At 57.4% G+C, this 16,680-nt stretch carries 13 protein-coding genes; 6 read left to right on the top strand and 7 right to left on the bottom strand.

Annotated features, from left to right (window positions below; translation table 11 throughout):
* Positions 1–45: 45 nt before the first annotated feature.
* Together MXM41_RS17030 and yddG are read right to left on the bottom strand one after the other, a co-directional pair.
* Positions 46–1,428, bottom strand: a complete 1,383-nt coding sequence (locus MXM41_RS17030) for an MFS transporter (protein ID WP_325933241.1) — start codon at positions 1,426–1,428, stop codon at positions 46–48.
* Positions 1,429–1,694: 266 nt separating this feature from the next.
* Positions 1,695–2,606 (bottom strand): aromatic amino acid DMT transporter YddG, encoded by a 912-nt coding sequence (yddG, locus tag MXM41_RS17025; RefSeq protein ID WP_325933240.1) that lies wholly within the window; start codon positions 2,604–2,606, stop codon positions 1,695–1,697.
* 394 nt (positions 2,607–3,000) lie between these two features.
* Between yddG and MXM41_RS17020 the strand changes: the two genes are divergently transcribed.
* The 4 genes from MXM41_RS17020 (at position 3,001) to MXM41_RS17005 (ending at position 7,833) form a co-directional block, all read left to right on the top strand.
* Positions 3,001–3,897 (top strand): dihydrodipicolinate synthase family protein, encoded by an 897-nt coding sequence (locus MXM41_RS17020; protein WP_325933239.1) that lies wholly within the window; start codon positions 3,001–3,003, stop codon positions 3,895–3,897.
* Between the two features lie 9 nt (positions 3,898–3,906).
* Positions 3,907–5,409: an aldehyde dehydrogenase gene (locus MXM41_RS17015; RefSeq protein WP_325933238.1), complete on the top strand. Its 1,503-nt coding sequence runs from the start codon at positions 3,907–3,909 to the stop codon at positions 5,407–5,409.
* 146 nt (positions 5,410–5,555) lie between these two features.
* A complete protein-coding gene (locus tag MXM41_RS17010; protein WP_325933237.1) occupies positions 5,556–6,257 on the top strand; it encodes a GntR family transcriptional regulator in 702 nt (233 codons plus the stop codon).
* Between the two features lie 256 nt (positions 6,258–6,513).
* A complete protein-coding gene (locus tag MXM41_RS17005) occupies positions 6,514–7,833 on the top strand; it encodes an FAD-binding oxidoreductase (protein ID WP_325933236.1) in 1,320 nt (439 codons plus the stop codon).
* Positions 7,834–7,878: 45 nt separating this feature from the next.
* Here the strand turns inward: MXM41_RS17005 and MXM41_RS17000 are convergent, their stop codons facing one another.
* The gene (locus tag MXM41_RS17000; protein WP_325933235.1) at positions 7,879–9,702 is read right to left on the bottom strand and encodes a glycoside hydrolase family 15 protein; all 1,824 of its coding nucleotides are present in this window, start codon (positions 9,700–9,702) and stop codon (positions 7,879–7,881) included.
* A gap of 752 nt (positions 9,703–10,454) precedes the next feature.
* On the opposite strand from MXM41_RS17000, the gene MXM41_RS16995 reads away from it, so the two are divergent.
* Positions 10,455–10,745: a Bor family protein gene (locus MXM41_RS16995; protein ID WP_325933234.1), complete on the top strand. Its 291-nt coding sequence runs from the start codon at positions 10,455–10,457 to the stop codon at positions 10,743–10,745.
* Between the two features lie 56 nt (positions 10,746–10,801).
* Here MXM41_RS16995 and MXM41_RS16990 read toward each other — a convergent pair whose 3' ends face one another.
* The 4 genes from MXM41_RS16990 to MXM41_RS16975 form a co-directional block, all read right to left on the bottom strand.
* On the bottom strand, positions 10,802–11,743 hold the full coding sequence (locus MXM41_RS16990; protein WP_325933233.1) for a bifunctional helix-turn-helix transcriptional regulator/GNAT family N-acetyltransferase: 942 nt from the start codon (positions 11,741–11,743) through the stop codon (positions 10,802–10,804).
* Positions 11,744–11,805: 62 nt separating this feature from the next.
* The gene (locus tag MXM41_RS16985; protein WP_325933232.1) at positions 11,806–12,141 is read right to left on the bottom strand and encodes a DUF1294 domain-containing protein; all 336 of its coding nucleotides are present in this window, start codon (positions 12,139–12,141) and stop codon (positions 11,806–11,808) included.
* Positions 12,142–12,253: 112 nt separating this feature from the next.
* Positions 12,254–14,062, bottom strand: coding sequence for a diguanylate cyclase (locus tag MXM41_RS16980; RefSeq protein ID WP_325933231.1), 1,809 nt, complete (start codon positions 14,060–14,062; stop codon positions 12,254–12,256).
* Between the two features lie 53 nt (positions 14,063–14,115).
* Entirely contained in the window at positions 14,116–15,225 is a 1,110-nt protein-coding gene (locus tag MXM41_RS16975; RefSeq protein ID WP_325933230.1) for an AI-2E family transporter, read from the bottom strand.
* 253 nt (positions 15,226–15,478) lie between these two features.
* Here MXM41_RS16975 and MXM41_RS16970 point away from each other — a divergent pair, with 253 nt between their 5' ends.
* Positions 15,479–16,654, top strand: a complete 1,176-nt coding sequence (locus MXM41_RS16970) for a multidrug effflux MFS transporter (protein ID WP_325933229.1) — start codon at positions 15,479–15,481, stop codon at positions 16,652–16,654.
* Positions 16,655–16,680 lie beyond the last annotated feature (26 nt).

Genomic DNA, 16,680 nt, shown 5'->3' with positions numbered 1-16,680 from the left:
TTATGTAGGCCGGGTAAGCGCAGCGCCAACCGGCACAGCGGGCCGCTACAGCAGATGACGTTTCGCCATATGATTTGGCATATCAACTTTACGCTGCGGTGTATCGTCCAGCGAGGCCGCATCGGCCAGGCTGCGGGCGTTGGTCTCCGGTGCCAGCCACCAGGAGACGGCTAAGCCCACAAAGGTGATCGCCGCGGCGATGTACATGGTGGTGCCAATCCCCAGGCTCTGCAGCGAGGCGGGCACCAGCCAGGTCCCGACCGCGGCGCCAATGCGCGACAGCGACGTACCCACCCCCACCGCACCGGCGCGGATCTCCGTCGGGAAGATCTCGTTCGGGTAGACCAGCTGCAACACCTGAGCCCCGCCGATAAACAGCGCGTAGGCACCAAACATCAGCAGAATGACCATTGACGGACCGTCACGCAGCAGGCCCAGCAGCAGCAACGCCAGCCCCGACCAGAGGAAACTTTGCAGCAGCAGCTTGCGTCGCCCCAGGGTGTTCACCAGGCGGGTGGCGATAACACAGCCGATGACGAACAGCAGGGTAATGGCGACGGAGCCGTAAGAGGCCCATTTGCCGCTCAGATGCAGGGCATCCAGCACTTTCGGCGCAAAGGCATACACCGCAAAGACCGGGATCACCGAACAGGTCCAGAAGATGGTCACAAACGCCATGCGCTTGCCATAACCCGAGTGCAGCAGGTTGGAGAAGGAGAGGTTTTTGCTTTCCGCCTGCTCCGGCAGGTTGTCCAGGCCAAAGTCAGGGCCATACACCTTGCGAATAATCGCTTCGGCTTCGGCGTGACGGCCTTTGCTGATGAGCCAGCGCGGGGATTCCGGGGTGCCCATACGCACCAGGAACAGCAGCGCACCAATTACCGCGGTGCTCGCCAGCGTCAGACGCCACGCATCCGGGCCGCCAAAGTGCAGCAGCGCTTCACCGATCATATAGGCCGCAGCGGCACCGGCAAACCACAGGATGGTGAGGGTCGCCAGGCACGGCCCGCGGTTTTTCTTGGGCAGAAATTCCACCAGGAAGGCGGTCGCCACCGGGTACTCAATACCTACCGCCACGCCGTTTAAAAAGCGCAGGGCAAACAGCATCTCGCCGCTCTGCACCCAGTACTGCGCCACGGAGCAGACAATAAACAGCGTCGGGCCGACAAAATAGAGCAGCCGTCTGCCCAGCCGATCGGTGAGGGCACCGCCGATGAAGCCGCCAAAGAAGATGCCGATCAGCGCGGAGGCGGCAATCAGCCCCTCCCAGAAGGCGGAGAGCCCCAGCGCCGGGGAGACCTTCATCATGGCGATGCCGATAATGCTCAGCACATAGCCATCCACGAAGGAGCCGCCGCCGGAGCGCACGGTCAGCAGGCGATGAAAGCGGTTGAGTGGTACATCTTCAACAGAAACGGTATTTGACATGGTAACTCCTGTCTTTCCCCGATATCGTTGAACTAACGGGTTACCGCCAGGAATAAACAGTAATAGCGATGAATGTTTATTCAGGCCGAGCGAAGCCGCTCCCCTTTAATCAATCGATTACGGAATAAATATAGGTCTAAGAAGGTTCAAGCGTTAAATAAGAGCGTGCGTTATTTCGCGTAATTCATGGCAAATACTCCTCCGCTGCAGGATGGTCGGATAAGATGTTATTTATATTTATTATGTTGTTACTGTGTTTGTTATTTTTAAGACGCTTCGTCAGATAATCGTTTTACGGCAACCGTGCGTGTTGACCACCAGCAGATAAGCGATCCGAGGCTGACCATCGCCGTGCCCTGCCAGAAGGCGAGGGTCAGGTGCGAGTTCAGCATAAACGCCGCCAGCACCGCAGAGATGATGGGTATAAAATACGACGCCGCCGCCAGCACCGTAACGTTGCCGTGCAGGATCCCGACGTTCCAGGCGGCATAGCCAAAGCCCATTGCCATTGCCGCCAGCAGCAGACTGATCCACGCGTGCCACGACAGGATAAATTCCGGTTGCGGCGAGATGAGATATTTCACCCACAGCGTCAGTGCCGTTAATATAAAGAACAAGGTGATACCGTTATTTCCCTGAGCGATGCGCTGGGTAACCACGCAATATATTGCCCAGATGACTGCACCGCTGAATGCCAGACCGTAACTTAACGGATTATCCATCACGTTATTTTTCATATCCTCCAGCGAAAAACCACCGTCGCCGCCCAGCACCCGGCCAATTCCGACGATGGCTAAAATCACGCCGGGAATAATTAACGGGCTGGTTTTCTGCCGGTTAATCACCACCGCCAGTAAAATGGTCATACTCGGCCAGAGATAATTGACCATCCCAACCTCAATGGCCTGCCGCCCGTTGTGGGTAAAGCCCAGCGACAGCGACAGACACAGCTCATAGCAGACGAACAACACGCTGCCAATAAGGAGATAGCTCATCGGGAATTTCTGGATCTTCGGAAAGCCGAGGGTAAACAGCAGCAGCACCGCGCTACAGGTATAGATCAACGCCGCGCCCCCCACCGGGCCAAACCCTTCACTCACGTTTTTGATCAGGCCAACAATCGCGCTCCAGAGCAGGATGGCAATCAGGCCGATGAGTGTCGCTTTCTTATGGGGCATACCCGCTACCTCTGTTTACATTCTGGTCACAACCAGGCGTTCTGGCGTACCGCTTTGTTAAATTCTGGTTAACTACAGCCTTAAAACTATGCCCACCAACGAGCGCTGTAAATACGTCCCGGAGGGTGAGAATACGGGAATGTGATCGCTATCTGAAATCATGTAGAAAATTACTACGAAAAAATAAACTGTATATTTTATTGATATATATGAATTATTTTTTGCTTCCTGGTAAAAATCTCCTGCTATTTCGTATTTATGTTGTATTTTTTATGTATACAAAAAATATTCATTCATTGACCTTTTTCTTCACCCTGTGCAATTTTTTAACAAACGCAGTCCATCACGGTTGCGTAGCAGACTGTCACAGTCGTGAATTCCCCTGGAGGTTATCGTGTTGACATTTGAAGGTATCTACACCCCGGCAATTACCCCTTACGCAGCCGATGGCAGCATTGATTTCACGCGCTTTTCAGAGGTGCTGGAGTCGCTGATCGACGCCCGCGTTCACGGCATCATCATCGGTGGCTCTACCGGTGAGTACTATGCGCAGAGCCCCCAGGAGCGTAAGGCGCTGGTGGAGCACGCGCGCCAGGTCATTGGCACCCGCCTGCCGCTGATCGTCGGCACCGGCGCAACGCGCACCGAAGACGCGGTGGACTACGCCAGACATGCGCGTGAGACCAAAGCCGATGCGATCCTGGTGACCTCCCCGCCGTACGCTCTGCCAACCGAACTGGAAAACGCCCATCACGCCCTGACCGTCGATAAGGCCGCGCAGCTGCCGATCATGCTCTACAACTACCCGGGCCGCATGGGCATCACCATGGGCGAAACCTATTTCCGCGAAGTGAGCCGCTCGTCCAACGTGGTCGCTATCAAGGAGAGCTCTGGTGATTTCAATAACCTGCACCTGCTGGCCTGTAAGTTCCCTAACATCGCGCTCTCCTGCGGCTGGGACGATCAGGCGCTGGAGTTCTTCGCCTGGGGCGCGCAAAGCTGGGTTTGCGCCGGTTCAAACTTCATTCCGCGTGAACATGTGGCGCTGTACGAAGCCTGCGTGGTAGAGAAAGATTTCGCCAAAGGTCGCAAGATCATGGCGGCGATGATGCCGCTGATGAACTTCCTCGACGGCGGCAAGTTTGTGCAGTCCATCCGCTACGGCTGCGAGCTCAACGGCCTGACTTCCGGCACGGTGCGCGCGCCGCTGCAGGATCTGAATGAAGAAGAGAAAGCGCAGCTGAAGGCAGTGATTGCGGATGTGAAACGCAATGTCGCTGCGGCGCAATAAGGAGGCGATATGAGTCAGCTGCAAACGCTGGAGGCGGTAACGGCCATGGCCCGGGTACTTCCCCTGGCAGAAAACGCCTTTATCAACGGACGCTTCGTAGCCGCACGCTCAGGCAACACCCTTGCCACCACCAATCCGGCCACCGGAGAGACCATTGCCCACATCGCCGCCTGTGACGTTACCGACGTCAATGCGGCGGTGGAAGGGGCGCGCAGCGCGTTCGACGCCGGAAGCTGGAGCAAGCGCTCCCCGGGCGAACGCAAAGCGGTGCTGCTCAAACTGGCGGCGCTGATGGAGCTGGAGAGTGCCTCCCTGGCGGTGCTGGAGAGCCTCGACAGCGGCAAACCGGTCAGCGAATGTGAAGCGGTAGACGTGCCTGAAACCATTCACGTGCTGAAGTGGCACGCGGAAGCCATCGATAAACTCTATGATCACACCGCCCCCGTCGGCAACGGCGCGATGGCGCTGGTGGTGCGCGAACCCATCGGCGTGGTGGGCTGCGTGCTGCCGTGGAACTTCCCGCTGCTGATGCTCGCCTGGAAGATTGGCCCGGCGCTGGCGGCTGGCTGCTCGGTAGTGGTAAAACCGGCCGAGCAAACCTCACTGACCGCCCTGCGGGTAGCGGAGCTGGCGTTTGAAGCGGGCATACCGGCAGGCGTTCTCAATATCGTGACCGGCACCGGTAAAGCCGTCGGGGAGCCGATTGGCCTGCACCCGGATATCGACATGGTGAGCTTTACCGGCTCTACCGCTACCGGACGGCGTTTCCTGCACTATGCGGCAGAATCTAACCTGAAAAAGGTGGTGCTGGAGTGTGGCGGTAAAAACCCTGCGCTGGTCTTTGACGACGCCGGGGATCTGGCCGCCGTCGCCGGACATGTGCTTAACGGCGCATTCTGGAACATGGGCGAGAACTGCTCCGCCACCTCGCGCCTGCTGGTGCAGGAGGGCGTCAAAGAGGCGCTTCTGCAAGAGATAGCTCTGCAGATCGGCGACTGGCGCATGGGCAACCCGCTCGATCCGAATAACCGCCTCGGGGCGATGGTTTCACCGGAGCACTTCAGCAAGGTGAGCGGCTATCTCGATACCGCCCGTCAGGAAGGATTGCGGATTGTGCACGGCGGCGAGACCGAGCAGGGGGCGTATGTTCAGCCAACCATTATCGACGGCGTCACGCCAGAGAGCGCGTTGTTCCGGGAGGAGATTTTCGGCCCGGTGCTGTGCGTTACCCCCTTCAAAACCGAAGCGGAAGCCATCGCCCTGGCGAACGATACGCCGTACGGCCTGGCCGCATCGGTCTATACCGGCAGGCTGAATCGCGCGATCCGCGTCTCGCGCGCCATCCGCGCAGGCACGGTGACGGTGAACTGCTTTGGTGAAGGCGATGCCACTACGCCGTTTGGCGGCTACAAGCAGTCGGGGTTTGGCGGGCGCGATAAATCGGTCTTCGCCCTCGACCAGTACACAGAACTGAAGACCATCTGGATTGATGTCTCTGAAGACGACGCCTGATTTTCGCAGTTGTGCGCTGTTTGCCGGGAGAAAAACAGCGCCCTGTACGCGGTGAGAATTTTTTAATTATTTTTGCTGTATACGGCCTTTTTCGCTAGCTTAACCAGCATAACATTAAAGACCCACCGCAGTTTCAGGAGGCGACAATGAGAACCGGAAAAGTAGCGCTATATGAGGATCTTAAGCGACATATTTTGACCATGGAGCTCGATCCGGATGAGCTGCTGGATGAAGCCGCGCTGACCGCGCAGTACGGTCTCTCCCGTACGCCGGTGCGTGAAGTGTTCCAGCGCCTGGCGGGGGAAGGGTATCTCGAAATTGTGGAAAAACGCGGCGTCCGGGTGATCCCGATGAGCCACTCGACGCTGCGCAATTTTTTCCTGGTGGCGCCGATGATCTACGCCGCCACCGGACGTCTTGCGGTTCAGCATTTTAAACCGGCGCAGCTAAAAGCGCTGAAAGAGACTCAGAAGCGTTTCCGTAAGGCGGTGCAGACCCGGGATGCCGAAGCGCTGGCGCTGGAGAACAACCGTTTTCATGAGATCATGGGCGAGATGGCGGCCAACCCCTATCTGCAGCCGAGCCTGGGGCGCCTGCTGATCGACCATTGCCGGATCGGACACACTTTTTTCCGGCCGCAAAACCAGGATATGGAGCGCCGTCTGCAGCTGGCCGCCGATCATCATGATGCTTTTATCGCTGCCATTGAAGCGCGGGATGAGCAGGCGGTTGTGGATCTGGTCTTTGAGCACTGGGAACTGTCGCGGGAAAACATGGAGATCTTCATCGCGCCACAGGGGCTGAGAGCCGATAACTTCGCGCCATTCCCTGAGGGCGACAACCGCTAATCCTCTTTTCGTAATGCCTGCTGGCGCCCGCTGGCAGGCCTGTTTCTCCTATTCTTTTTTCCCTTCTGACGCCCCGTTGCGCCGGGCTTTTTACGTCTTTTTTATCATTCTCGTAACTATTTTTATACTTCATGTATACATGGGATATACATCACATATTCATTTACCCATGATGGCTAACATTGATCCCATGTTCGTTGCCGGATCCTGCGGTGACGTAGCGAGAACATAATCAGAGCTTACCGGAGTAACCAACGTGCAAAAGATCACCTCTCTGCCTGCTGACGACGCCCTGCCGGGTTGGTATCACACCAGTCAACCGCGTACCCCGCGTCCTGCCCATACCGGACAAAAGCACGCCCGCTGGGCCATTGTCGGCGCCGGGTTAACCGGGCTCGCAGCGGCCCGCCAGCTGGCGCTGAACTTCCCGGATGATGAAGTGGTGCTGATTGACGCGCAGGATGTGGGTTACGGCTCCTCCGGGCGCAACGCCGGGTTCGCCATTGATGTGCCGCACGATATCGGGGCGAAGGACTATATCGGTGATGTCACCACCGCCAGGCTGATCCTGCAGCTCAATACCCTTGGGCAGAACTACCTGCGTGAGATCGTCAAAGCGCACGGCATCGAATGCCAGATGACCGATTCGGGCAAATACCAGGCCGCGGTGGGGGAGAAGGGGATTGCCATTCTTGAGGCCTATCGCAGCGGGCTGGAGAAAATTGGCCGCCACGCCGAGATGATCCCGGGCAAAGATCTGCCGGACCATATCGGCACCTCCTACTACCAGCAGGCGCTCTATATTCCGGGCACCATTCTGCTTCAGCCATCGGCGCTGGTAAAAGGGCTGGCGGACAGCCTGCCGTCCAACGTCACCCTGTATGAAAATACGCCGGTCACCGCCATCGACTATGGCGAAAAAGTAACGCTGGCGCACGCGCAGGGCAGTATTACTGCCGATACGCTGATCCTCGCCAATAACGCCTTTGCAGTGCACTTTGGTTTCCTGCGCGGTCGTCTGCTGCCGACCTTCCTCTACGGCAGCCTGACCCGTCCGCTGACGGCAGAAGAGCAGGCGCAGCTGGGTGGCAAGCCGGTATGGGGCGTTATTCCAGCGCATCCGTTTGGTAGCACCGTGCGCCGCACCATGGATAACCGCATCCTGATGCGCAACAGCTTTAGCTTCCATCCTGACGGTCGTCCGCGGGAAAAACAGCTCAGGCAGAATATTGCCACCCACCGTAAATCGTTCGAGCGGCGCTTTCCGATGCTGAGCAACGTCGATTTCGAATACTCCTGGAGCGGGGCCATCTGCCTGTCGGATAACCACGAGGGCTTTTTTGGCAAGCTGGCGCCGAACGTCTATGGCGCGCTGTGCTGTAACGGCCTGGGGATCACCCGCGGCACTGCCACCGGCAAACTGCTGGCCGATATGATCGCCGGGGAGCGCAATGAGCTGATCGATTTCCTGACGGCATCGCCGGGCCCGAACCGCACCCCGCCGGAGCCGTTCCTGTCGATTGGCGTAAATTCGGTGCTGAAATGGGGCCAGTTCCGCGCGGGACTGGAGGTGTAAGGGGGTGAAGCCCGGCCAGCAATGTTGTGCTGGCCGGGCTTCACACTATTTAGCTTTCTTATGCTCGCTGATGGCCTGTGCTGCACAAATCAGCGCCAGATGGCTTAACCCCTGCGGCATATTGCCGACCCACTCGCCGGTGCGGGTATCGAACATCTCGTTGAAGGTTTCAACGTTGCCGCGATGGCACAGCGTTTTGAGAATTTCATCCATGCTCTCTTCAGCAAGCGCCGGTTCGTTCATTGAGGCCCAGGCCTCTGCCAGCCAGAAGGCGCAGGCGATAAAGGTGCTCTCCTCCTGTTCAACTCCGCTGTAGCGGTAGATCATTGCGCTGTTATGCCCCAGCTCCCGATGGATGGCGTGATAGGTCAGTTTCATGCGCTTTGGATTCACTTCCATACCGTAGCGCGACACCAGAGTAAGCGACGCATCCAGCAGTCCGCCGTCCCCGACGTAAAAGCAGTATGACTGATGAGTCTCAGACCAGCAGTGATCTTCAATCCAGTCGCGGATCCTGTCCCGCTCGCGCGCCCAGCGCGCCTTCCATGTCGGTTCGATATGGTTGCCCTCCGCCAGCACCACGGCGCAGTCCAGCGCCAGCCAGCAGGACATTTTTGAGTGGGTGTAATGCCGCTCTTCCGGCAGCTCCCAGATCCCGGAGTCCTTCATGCGCCAGCGGTCGGCGCACTGGTTGGCAAGGTGCCCCAGGAAACGCGACGTGCCCGTATCCAGGATATGGCCCGCCTCGACAAAGAGTTTTGCCACGCCAAGCATATCGCCATACATGCTCAGCTGACGCTGGTTGCGGGCGTTATTACCCAGCCGTACCGGCTGCGAATCCCGGTAGCCCTGGAGTTCGGCATACTTCTCTTCCGGCACCAGCTCACCGTCAAGGGTGTAGCAGGCCCGCATCTCCGGGCCGTGTTTAATGATGGTTTTCGACAGCCAGGAGAAGGCCGCCTTACACTCTTCAAGGGTGCCGAGATAGGTAAAGGCTTTGATGATCAGGCAGGCATCGCGCACCCAGGCAAAGCGATAATCATAGTTTTTGCTGCCACCTGGCCCCTCCGGCAGGGAGGTGGTGGCGGCCGCAGCCAGCGCGCCGGTGGGGGAGTACCAGAGAAACTTCAGCGCCAGCGCGGAGCGGATAACGTGATCTTTATAGAGACCGTCGTATTTCAGCCCGTTCACCCAGTCCTGCCAGGCGGTGTGGCTGGTCTCAATGCGATTATCAATCGACTGGATATCCGGCACCGCCAGCGGTTCGCCCTTCGTCACCAGCAGCGCGACGACCTCCCGGCTCCCTTTCTTCAGAACGATCTCCGCCTCGATCTCTTCGTCATCGGCGCGGGTAATGACCACGTTTTCGCTGGTGTGCAGCATCGCCATCAGGTCGCCGATATGATAGACGCTGCCCTTGAAGGTGTCGGAGCGCCAGGGCGAACGCGTTTCGATCATCGTTCCAAAACGCAGCTGGAGCCTGAACGTTACGGTGCCGCGTATGCCTTCCAGACGACGCGCCAGCTCGCTCCAGGGCAGGCGGCCCGCCAGAGTGCTGTTAATGGACTCGGTTAACAGCACCGTGCCTTCCTTCGTCTCATAGCGGGTTTCCAGGATGTTGCTGTCCTCGCGATAGGCGCGGGAGACGGTGTAATCATTCGTCGGCGTCAGGCTGAAAAAACCGCCAATGTTGGGGTCAAGCAACCTGTCAAAGAGGGCCGGGGAATCGAGATTAGGTGTGCTCCACCAGTCGATCGAGCCATCCGGGGCAATGAGCGCCACGGAGCGTCCTTCACCGATCGCAGCATAGTCCCCGAGGCCAACGAACCCGTTATCCCGTTGGGGCATGTCGTATATCGCATTTTTCAAATGAGTGATCCCTTTTCTTTGCTGAATATTAAGCCTGGCATAATGTGACGCTTATCGCGCTTTCAGCGGCATATCACTGGAGAAAATCCTGGCACGATCGGCTCCCTCTCCATTCAGGGAGAGGGCTGGGGTGAGGGGGAATATGCGACTGAGATGGTGGTTCCGTTCACCATACTTTTCTTGCTCCTCTGTAAACCACGTCACCCGTGAAGGTGTAAAGGGGGCGAGCGCCGCCCCCTTTACAATCCCGGCTCCCGGCAAGAAAATCGCCGCTTCGCGGATGGTTCGCCCCCTCCCTGGGGCTCACCCCTTCGGGGCCAGCGCAAGCGCTGTCCAAAATTGCTCCCGGCAATTTTGTCCTCAGCTTATTCCCTCCGGCTATCGGGTCGGGCGTGATCCTGGAGCCATCCAGGTCACGCCCTCTCGGCGCGTCCATGCGCCTCGCTCCCGCCTGAGGTCAACGCTTCGGCGATTTTCAGCCGGACCAGGGTGCTGCTGTGAGTTGCTTATCTTATTGTGATTAATTTATCGCTTTAGAGATAAGGCGGTTCTGGGGGCTGGTATGAAAGTACAGGTGCTTTTTTCTTACTCTCCGCACACACTCATTTAACAAAGCCAATCTGTCGAAATTACATATATCAATGGCGGTTCAATAGAACGCGTAAGTTTCCCGCTATGCCCGCTGGTCGGATATGTTGGACAGAGGGGCGGTCATAACATCCCGGACTGTTCCTCCCAAACCTAAGAAAATTATGAAAAAGTTAATGATGATAGCGTTTGTCGCCGCTGCCCTGTCCGGCTGCGCCCAACAAACTTTCAAGATCAACAATGGCATCGCTGAAAAGCCTGCTCAGGAGACGAGACAGTCCTTCTTTGTGAATGGTATTGGCCAGTCTAAAACCATTGATGCGGCGCAGGTCTGCGGCGGCGCGGATAAAGTGATTCGTACCGAAGTGCAGGAATCCGGCACGGATGTGTTATTACGTGTTGTGACGCTGGGTATTTATACGCCTCGCGAAGCGCGGGTTTATTGCGCTAAATAATATTCAGGCAGGCATGAAAGTGTGCCTGCCATTATTTATTACCGTCCGGAATTCGTTTATTTACGCGTAAACTGCTGCTCTGTTATCGTGCTGCCCCACTGATCGCCCTGCCACTCATTCGATAATGTAAAACCGAACGATTCATACAAGCGGCGCGCCGCCGTCAGCTTATTAAAAGTCCACAGCTGAACCGCAGCGAACTGCCTTTCATCGCAAAAGGCCATCGCCTGGGCAACCAGCTTTCTGCCCACGCCACCGCCGCGACACCCATCATCGAGGATAAACCAGCGTAAATGCGCCTCGTTGTTTCCCAAATCTTCGCCATCAATAGCGACAGAGCCGACAATGCGTCCGTTCTGCATAGCCAGCCAGATTTGGTTGCTCGCGTTGTCCAGACGGCCTGAAAATTCCGCTAAGCCAGCGGCGACCTTCGCCTCAAAAAAACTGCCGAAATTATGCTCTCTGGCATAATAGCTGCCGTGCATTTCCGTTATGCGACCAATCATTCCCGGATGATAGCCAGAAACGATGTGAACCCCGTTCTTCTCATTCAGATCGACATCATCACGGCAGGCTTTCAGGGCTCTGGCATAGACGCTCAGCCCCTGTGAGACGACGCGCTGCTGGCTGGCATCCATTTTTTGCAGAGCAGAGATAACGCGTTCGTTACCGTAGGCATTAATCTTACGCACCGTTTCCCGGCCTTGTGCGCTCAGGTGAAGCTGCTTGGATCTGGCATCTTCCTTGGAAGAACGCTCTTCCAGCTCTCCGGCCTTGATAAGTTTAGCTAGCATGCGGCTGACGCTGGATTTCTCCAGCCCCAGGATATGCACCAGTTGGGCGGCAGTCAGCGAGCCCCGGGCTTCCATCTCCAGCAGGGTGTGCACCACCGAAGGGGAGTAATCCGTTGCCGCCAGGGTGTGGTTCATAAAGCCGAGTTCACGCACCATCAGACGCGACGAGATACGTATTTGTTCAACAATCGACGAATCAGTCATTATTACGTTAGCCTGTGAAATATAGTTGTACTATACAACCATCTTTCACGCATTACTGTCAATCAGGAACCGAACCGCCAGGCGACAAGCATCAACACCACGACGTTGAGAACCACGCTAACCATAAAATACGTTTTGAAAGGCTGCTTCTGGGTTTTATGGCGAAACAGCTGCTGACCGAAGATCGCCCCCGGCCATCCCCCGACAAACCCGCAGACCAGCAGCGTGAATTCCGGCACCCTGCGCCAGGCTTTGCGGGCCGCCATTTTGTCGGCGCCGTAGATCATAAACGTCAGCGCGCTGGCGAGCAGAAACCACATCGCAAGAGGGTGAGGCAACAAAGCGCTGCCCACGGCGGCCAGAATCAGAAGAAAATAGCAGAGAAAATTGAGGTTCATGGGAGGCAATATCAGTCATTGTTAAAACGGCTTATCCTGCGGAAACGTTATGATGCCACAGCCCGGAGACGAAAGACGTACCCGCCTGTGACGGGTGCTTCTTTAAGCTATATCAGATATTCGCCCCCGGCGGCTGATCCCCCGCCTCCAGCATCCCAAAACTGACAATCCTTGAGCGCCCCAGCTCTTTCGCCCGGTACAGCGCCACGTCGGCGGCGCGCAGCAGGTTATCGCCCTGAGCGTGCTGCGGATAGCTGGCAATGCCGATCGACACGTCCACCGGGCCAATCTCCGACAATTCGTACCTCAGCGTCAGGTTATGCACGGCGGCATGGATGTCGCTGGCACAGTCATAGGCCGCCTCTTCTCCCGCGCCCGGCAGCAGGGCCAGAAACTCCTCGCCACCATAGCGGAACGCCATGCCTTTATCGCTGACCGCGCGCTGGACAATCGCCGCCACGCTTTTAATCACCAGATCGCCCGCGTCGTGACCCAGTCTGTCGTTAATGGCTTTAAAGTGATCGATGTCGATCATCAGGCAGCTTACCGGGTTGCCGCTGTGCAGCGCCTGGTTGATCTGGGTGCGCAGGGCATCTTCCAGATGATGGCGGTTGCGCAGCCCGGTCAGCGGATCGAACAGCGCTTTTTCCAGCAGGGCATCGCGCAGGCGCTGGTTAGCCAGCGCCAGACCGAGCGCTTCGGCCATCAGCTCCAGGTAGGCGCGGGATGGCGCCATCTCCGGGGTCAGGTGCTGGAAAGAGAGCAAACCGATGGCTTCGCCCTGGGCAATCAGCGGCACGCAAAGGGCGTGATGGGCGCAGCTGTCCGGCAGGTGATAGCAGGCGATATCCGGCTCGCCGTTGACCGGCGGATGGCTCTGGCCACGACGTAGCGCCCAGCACCGATCGGGATGAAACGGATCGGGCTCGCCCTGCGGGTCGAGCCACTCGGCGGCACAGCGCATCTGCCACGGATCCTGTTCGAGAAGATAAAGCCGCCCGGCGATCCCCGGCGCAATGCTGGGGGCGAACAGCCGCGCCACGTTGAGTACGTCCTCGACGGACTCGCAGCCCTGAAGGCGCTGCGTCATGCGCGCCAGCAGCTCGCGGATCGCCCAGTCGGCATCCCGCTGCCTCTCCAGCTGCTGTCGCACCAGGCCGTTCTCACGAAAGATACGGATCGCCTGGGCCATATCGCCAATCTCATCGATCTGACGGTAGTCCGGGGCTTCAACCGCGTAATCCTGCGACGCTAGCCGGTTGACCACATCGCTCAGACGCACCACCGGGCGCAGCACCCGGCGTTTGAGGATAAAACCCAGTACAAACAAAAACATCAGCGCGGTCAGGCCGACCATCACCTCGGAGAGGGTGCGCAGCGTGTGGGATTTTGCCGTGGCATCCTCAATCGCCACGTCGGTGCGTCGGTCCAGCATCTGGCGAAAATGGTCGATCTGATTTTGCACCTGCTCCAGTTCGCTCTCGTAACGCTCGCCATAAAGCTGTTCGATGGCCTGTGCCTGCTGCCCGCCACTGGCGCTGGCGATGGCGCGCTGCTGTTCATCCTGCAGGGCATCGGCCACGGTTAATCCTTCGTGCAGCAGGGCCAGCTCTCCATCACTGGCGCCTACGTCTTTCAGTTTCTGCAGGCGATGCTCGACCCGGGCCATCGATGCCGCTTTCTGACGATACTCATCTGCCACCGACGGCGCCTGTTTAACGACATACAGGCGTGCCAGATCGGAAAGTGCCCAGGCGTCCACCTCCACCTCTTCGGTTAGCTTGTCGAAGACGTAGCGCTGTTCTACTGCCTGTCGTTCCACCTTTTCGGCACTGGAGGCCATTAACATGGCTACCCCTGAAGCGATGGTCAGACACACTGTGGCGCCGTATGCCCAGTTAGTGATTGTGGCGATGCGCACAGCTCATTCCTTTTACATTGCGATATATTTCGTTGGCAGAGAATATATCTAATTCATAAATCGGGCGAATTTTTACCTTCTTCAATAATCGCATCGTCAATCTCTTCGGCATTGCCGGGGTGATCGCGGCCCGAGAGCAGATTCCAGCAGGCGATAAACAGCGCGGCGATTAAAGGACCAATCACAAAGCCGTTGATGCCGTAAATCTCCATCCCGCCGAGGGTGGTGATGAGGATGAGATAGTCGGGCATTTTGGTGTCTTTACCCACCAGCAGCGGACGCAGCAGGTTATCCACCAGCCCGACCACCAGTACAAAGAAGCCGACGATAAACAGCCCCTGCCACAGTTGATGGGTGGCGAAGAGGAAAATGGCCGCGGGAACCCAGATGATGGCCGATCCCACCGCCGGGATAAGCGACAGGAACGCCATCAGCGCGCCCCATAAAATGCTGCCCTTGATCCCAACCACCCAGAAGGCAATCCCGCCCAGCAGCCCCTGCAGCGCGGCGACTACCGCGGTACCTTTTACCGTTGCTCTGGCGACGCCCGCAAACTTGGAAAACAGATGATGCTTAACAAAATTCGACAGGGGCAGGCTGTCGAGGATCTGGCGCACCAGCCAGGGACCATCTTTCAGCAGGAAGAACAGCAGATAGACCATCACGCCAAAGCTGATAGCGAAGCCAAAGGTGCCTTTACCGATAAGGAAGGCGCTTCCGGCCAGATATTGTCCGCCTCTTAACGCTGCTTCAGAAAGCTTCTGCTGGATCTGCGCGGCGGTATCGAGATCGTGCTCGATCATCAGCGTGCGCAGCCAGTGGGGCAGATGAGAGAAGAGGCTCGCCACCACCTCGGAAAACTGGGTGTCGTTTTGCTGCAGGCGCGTATAAACGATATTGAGTTCGAAAGCCAATGAGGAAAAGATCACCATCAGCGGAATAAAGACGATCAGGCAGATCAGCAGCACGCTCAGCAGCGCCGCCAGCCCGTTGCGATCCCCCAGTTTGATACGCAGCGCGTTTTTAACCGGGTAAAAAATCACCGCCAGGATAGCGGCCCACAGGATCGCCGAGAAGTAGGGCGCCAGCACATCAAAAAACGCCCATGAGACCATCAGCAGTATCAGTATGAAGAAACCTTTGGTCAGTCCGTTAAATCGCATTAGCTCATCCTTTTTTAATGAAACACTACGACTATAGAGTGTTTTGCGTGATTTAACATATTGCGGTCTTTTGCCCGGTGGCGCTACGCTTGCACGAGCCTGTAAGTTCAGATGGCCCTGGCAGGCCGGTAAAGCATCGTCGCCACTCTGTCGTACTGATGAGCCACATTCATAACCACATCCCGTTTAACCTGGATTATTCATGATATCAATTCATGTAAGCTTACCGCCCAGTTAACCTGAAGCGATTGTTATGCCAAAAGCCAAAACCACCGGTCTGCCGTTTGTGCTCATCCTGAGCGCCCTGATGGCGTTCACCTCGTTATCAACCGACATCTATCTTCCTGCCATGCCGATGATGGCGGCAGAGCTGCACGGCAATGTCGAGCTCACCATCACCGGTTTCCTCATCGGTTTTGCCATTGCGCAGCTGATCTGGGGGCCGATCAGCGACCATTTCGGGCGCCGCGTTCCGCTGTTTATCGGCATGGTGCTGTTTATCATCGGTTCCGCAGGCTGCGCGCTGGCGACCGATATCAGTCATATTGTCTTCTGGCGCGTTTTTCAGGCACTGGGCGCCTGCACCGGGCCGATGCTGGCGCGGGCGATGATCCGCGATCTGTTTAGCCGCACCCGCGCCGCGCAGATGCTCTCGACACTGGTGATCGTCATGGCAATCGCCCCCATTGCCGGTCCCCTTATCGGTGGGCAGCTGATTAAGATCAGCACCTGGCACAGCATCTTCTGGTTGCTGGTGGTGATTGGCGCCCTGATGTTGCTGTCGCTCTGCTGGTTACCTGAAACACTGGCCCCGGAGAAGCGCGTCAAAGCCTCGGTAGCCGGTGCGTTCAGGAACTATGCCGCGCTGCTGCGCAACCGGAAGTTCATGCAGTTCACCCTCAGCCTGACCTGTTATTACGTGGCGGCGTATGCTTTTATCACCGGCTCACCGTTCGTCTACATTCGCTACTTTGGTGTCGATCCGGCGCACTACGGCTGGCTGTTTGCGCTCAATATCGTCGGGGTAATGGGCATGAGCGTGGTGAACCGCAGGCTGGTCAATCACCACGCGCTGGAGACGCTGCTCAAATATGCTTCCTGTGTGGCAGCGCTTGCGGCAGTCACGATGGCTGCCTGCGTCGGGCTTAACGTCGGCGGCATAGGGGCTATCGTGGCGCTGATCTTCATCTTCTTCTCAATGAACGGCATTATCGCCGCCACCTCAACCGCCGCTGCGCTGGATGCGGTGCCGGGCCATGCCGGAGCCGCCTCGGCGCTGATTGGCTCGCTGCAGTACGGCAGCGGGATCATCTCCTCCCTGTTGCTGGCCACCATGAGCGACGGCACGCCCTGGACGATGACGTGGATCATCGCGCTCTTTACCCTTGCCAGTATGTTTCTGGCGCTGCGTACTCCCTCTAAAGTTTAGTGGGGCAAAACAGATCCCACTTTCGC

It is taken from the genome of Leclercia adecarboxylata (assembly GCF_035787115.1).
GTDB lineage: Bacteria > Pseudomonadota > Gammaproteobacteria > Enterobacterales > Enterobacteriaceae > Enterobacter > Enterobacter adecarboxylatus_E.
The sequence above is the reverse complement of the archived record's forward strand: the minus strand, read 5'-3'. Positions and strand labels throughout refer to the sequence as shown.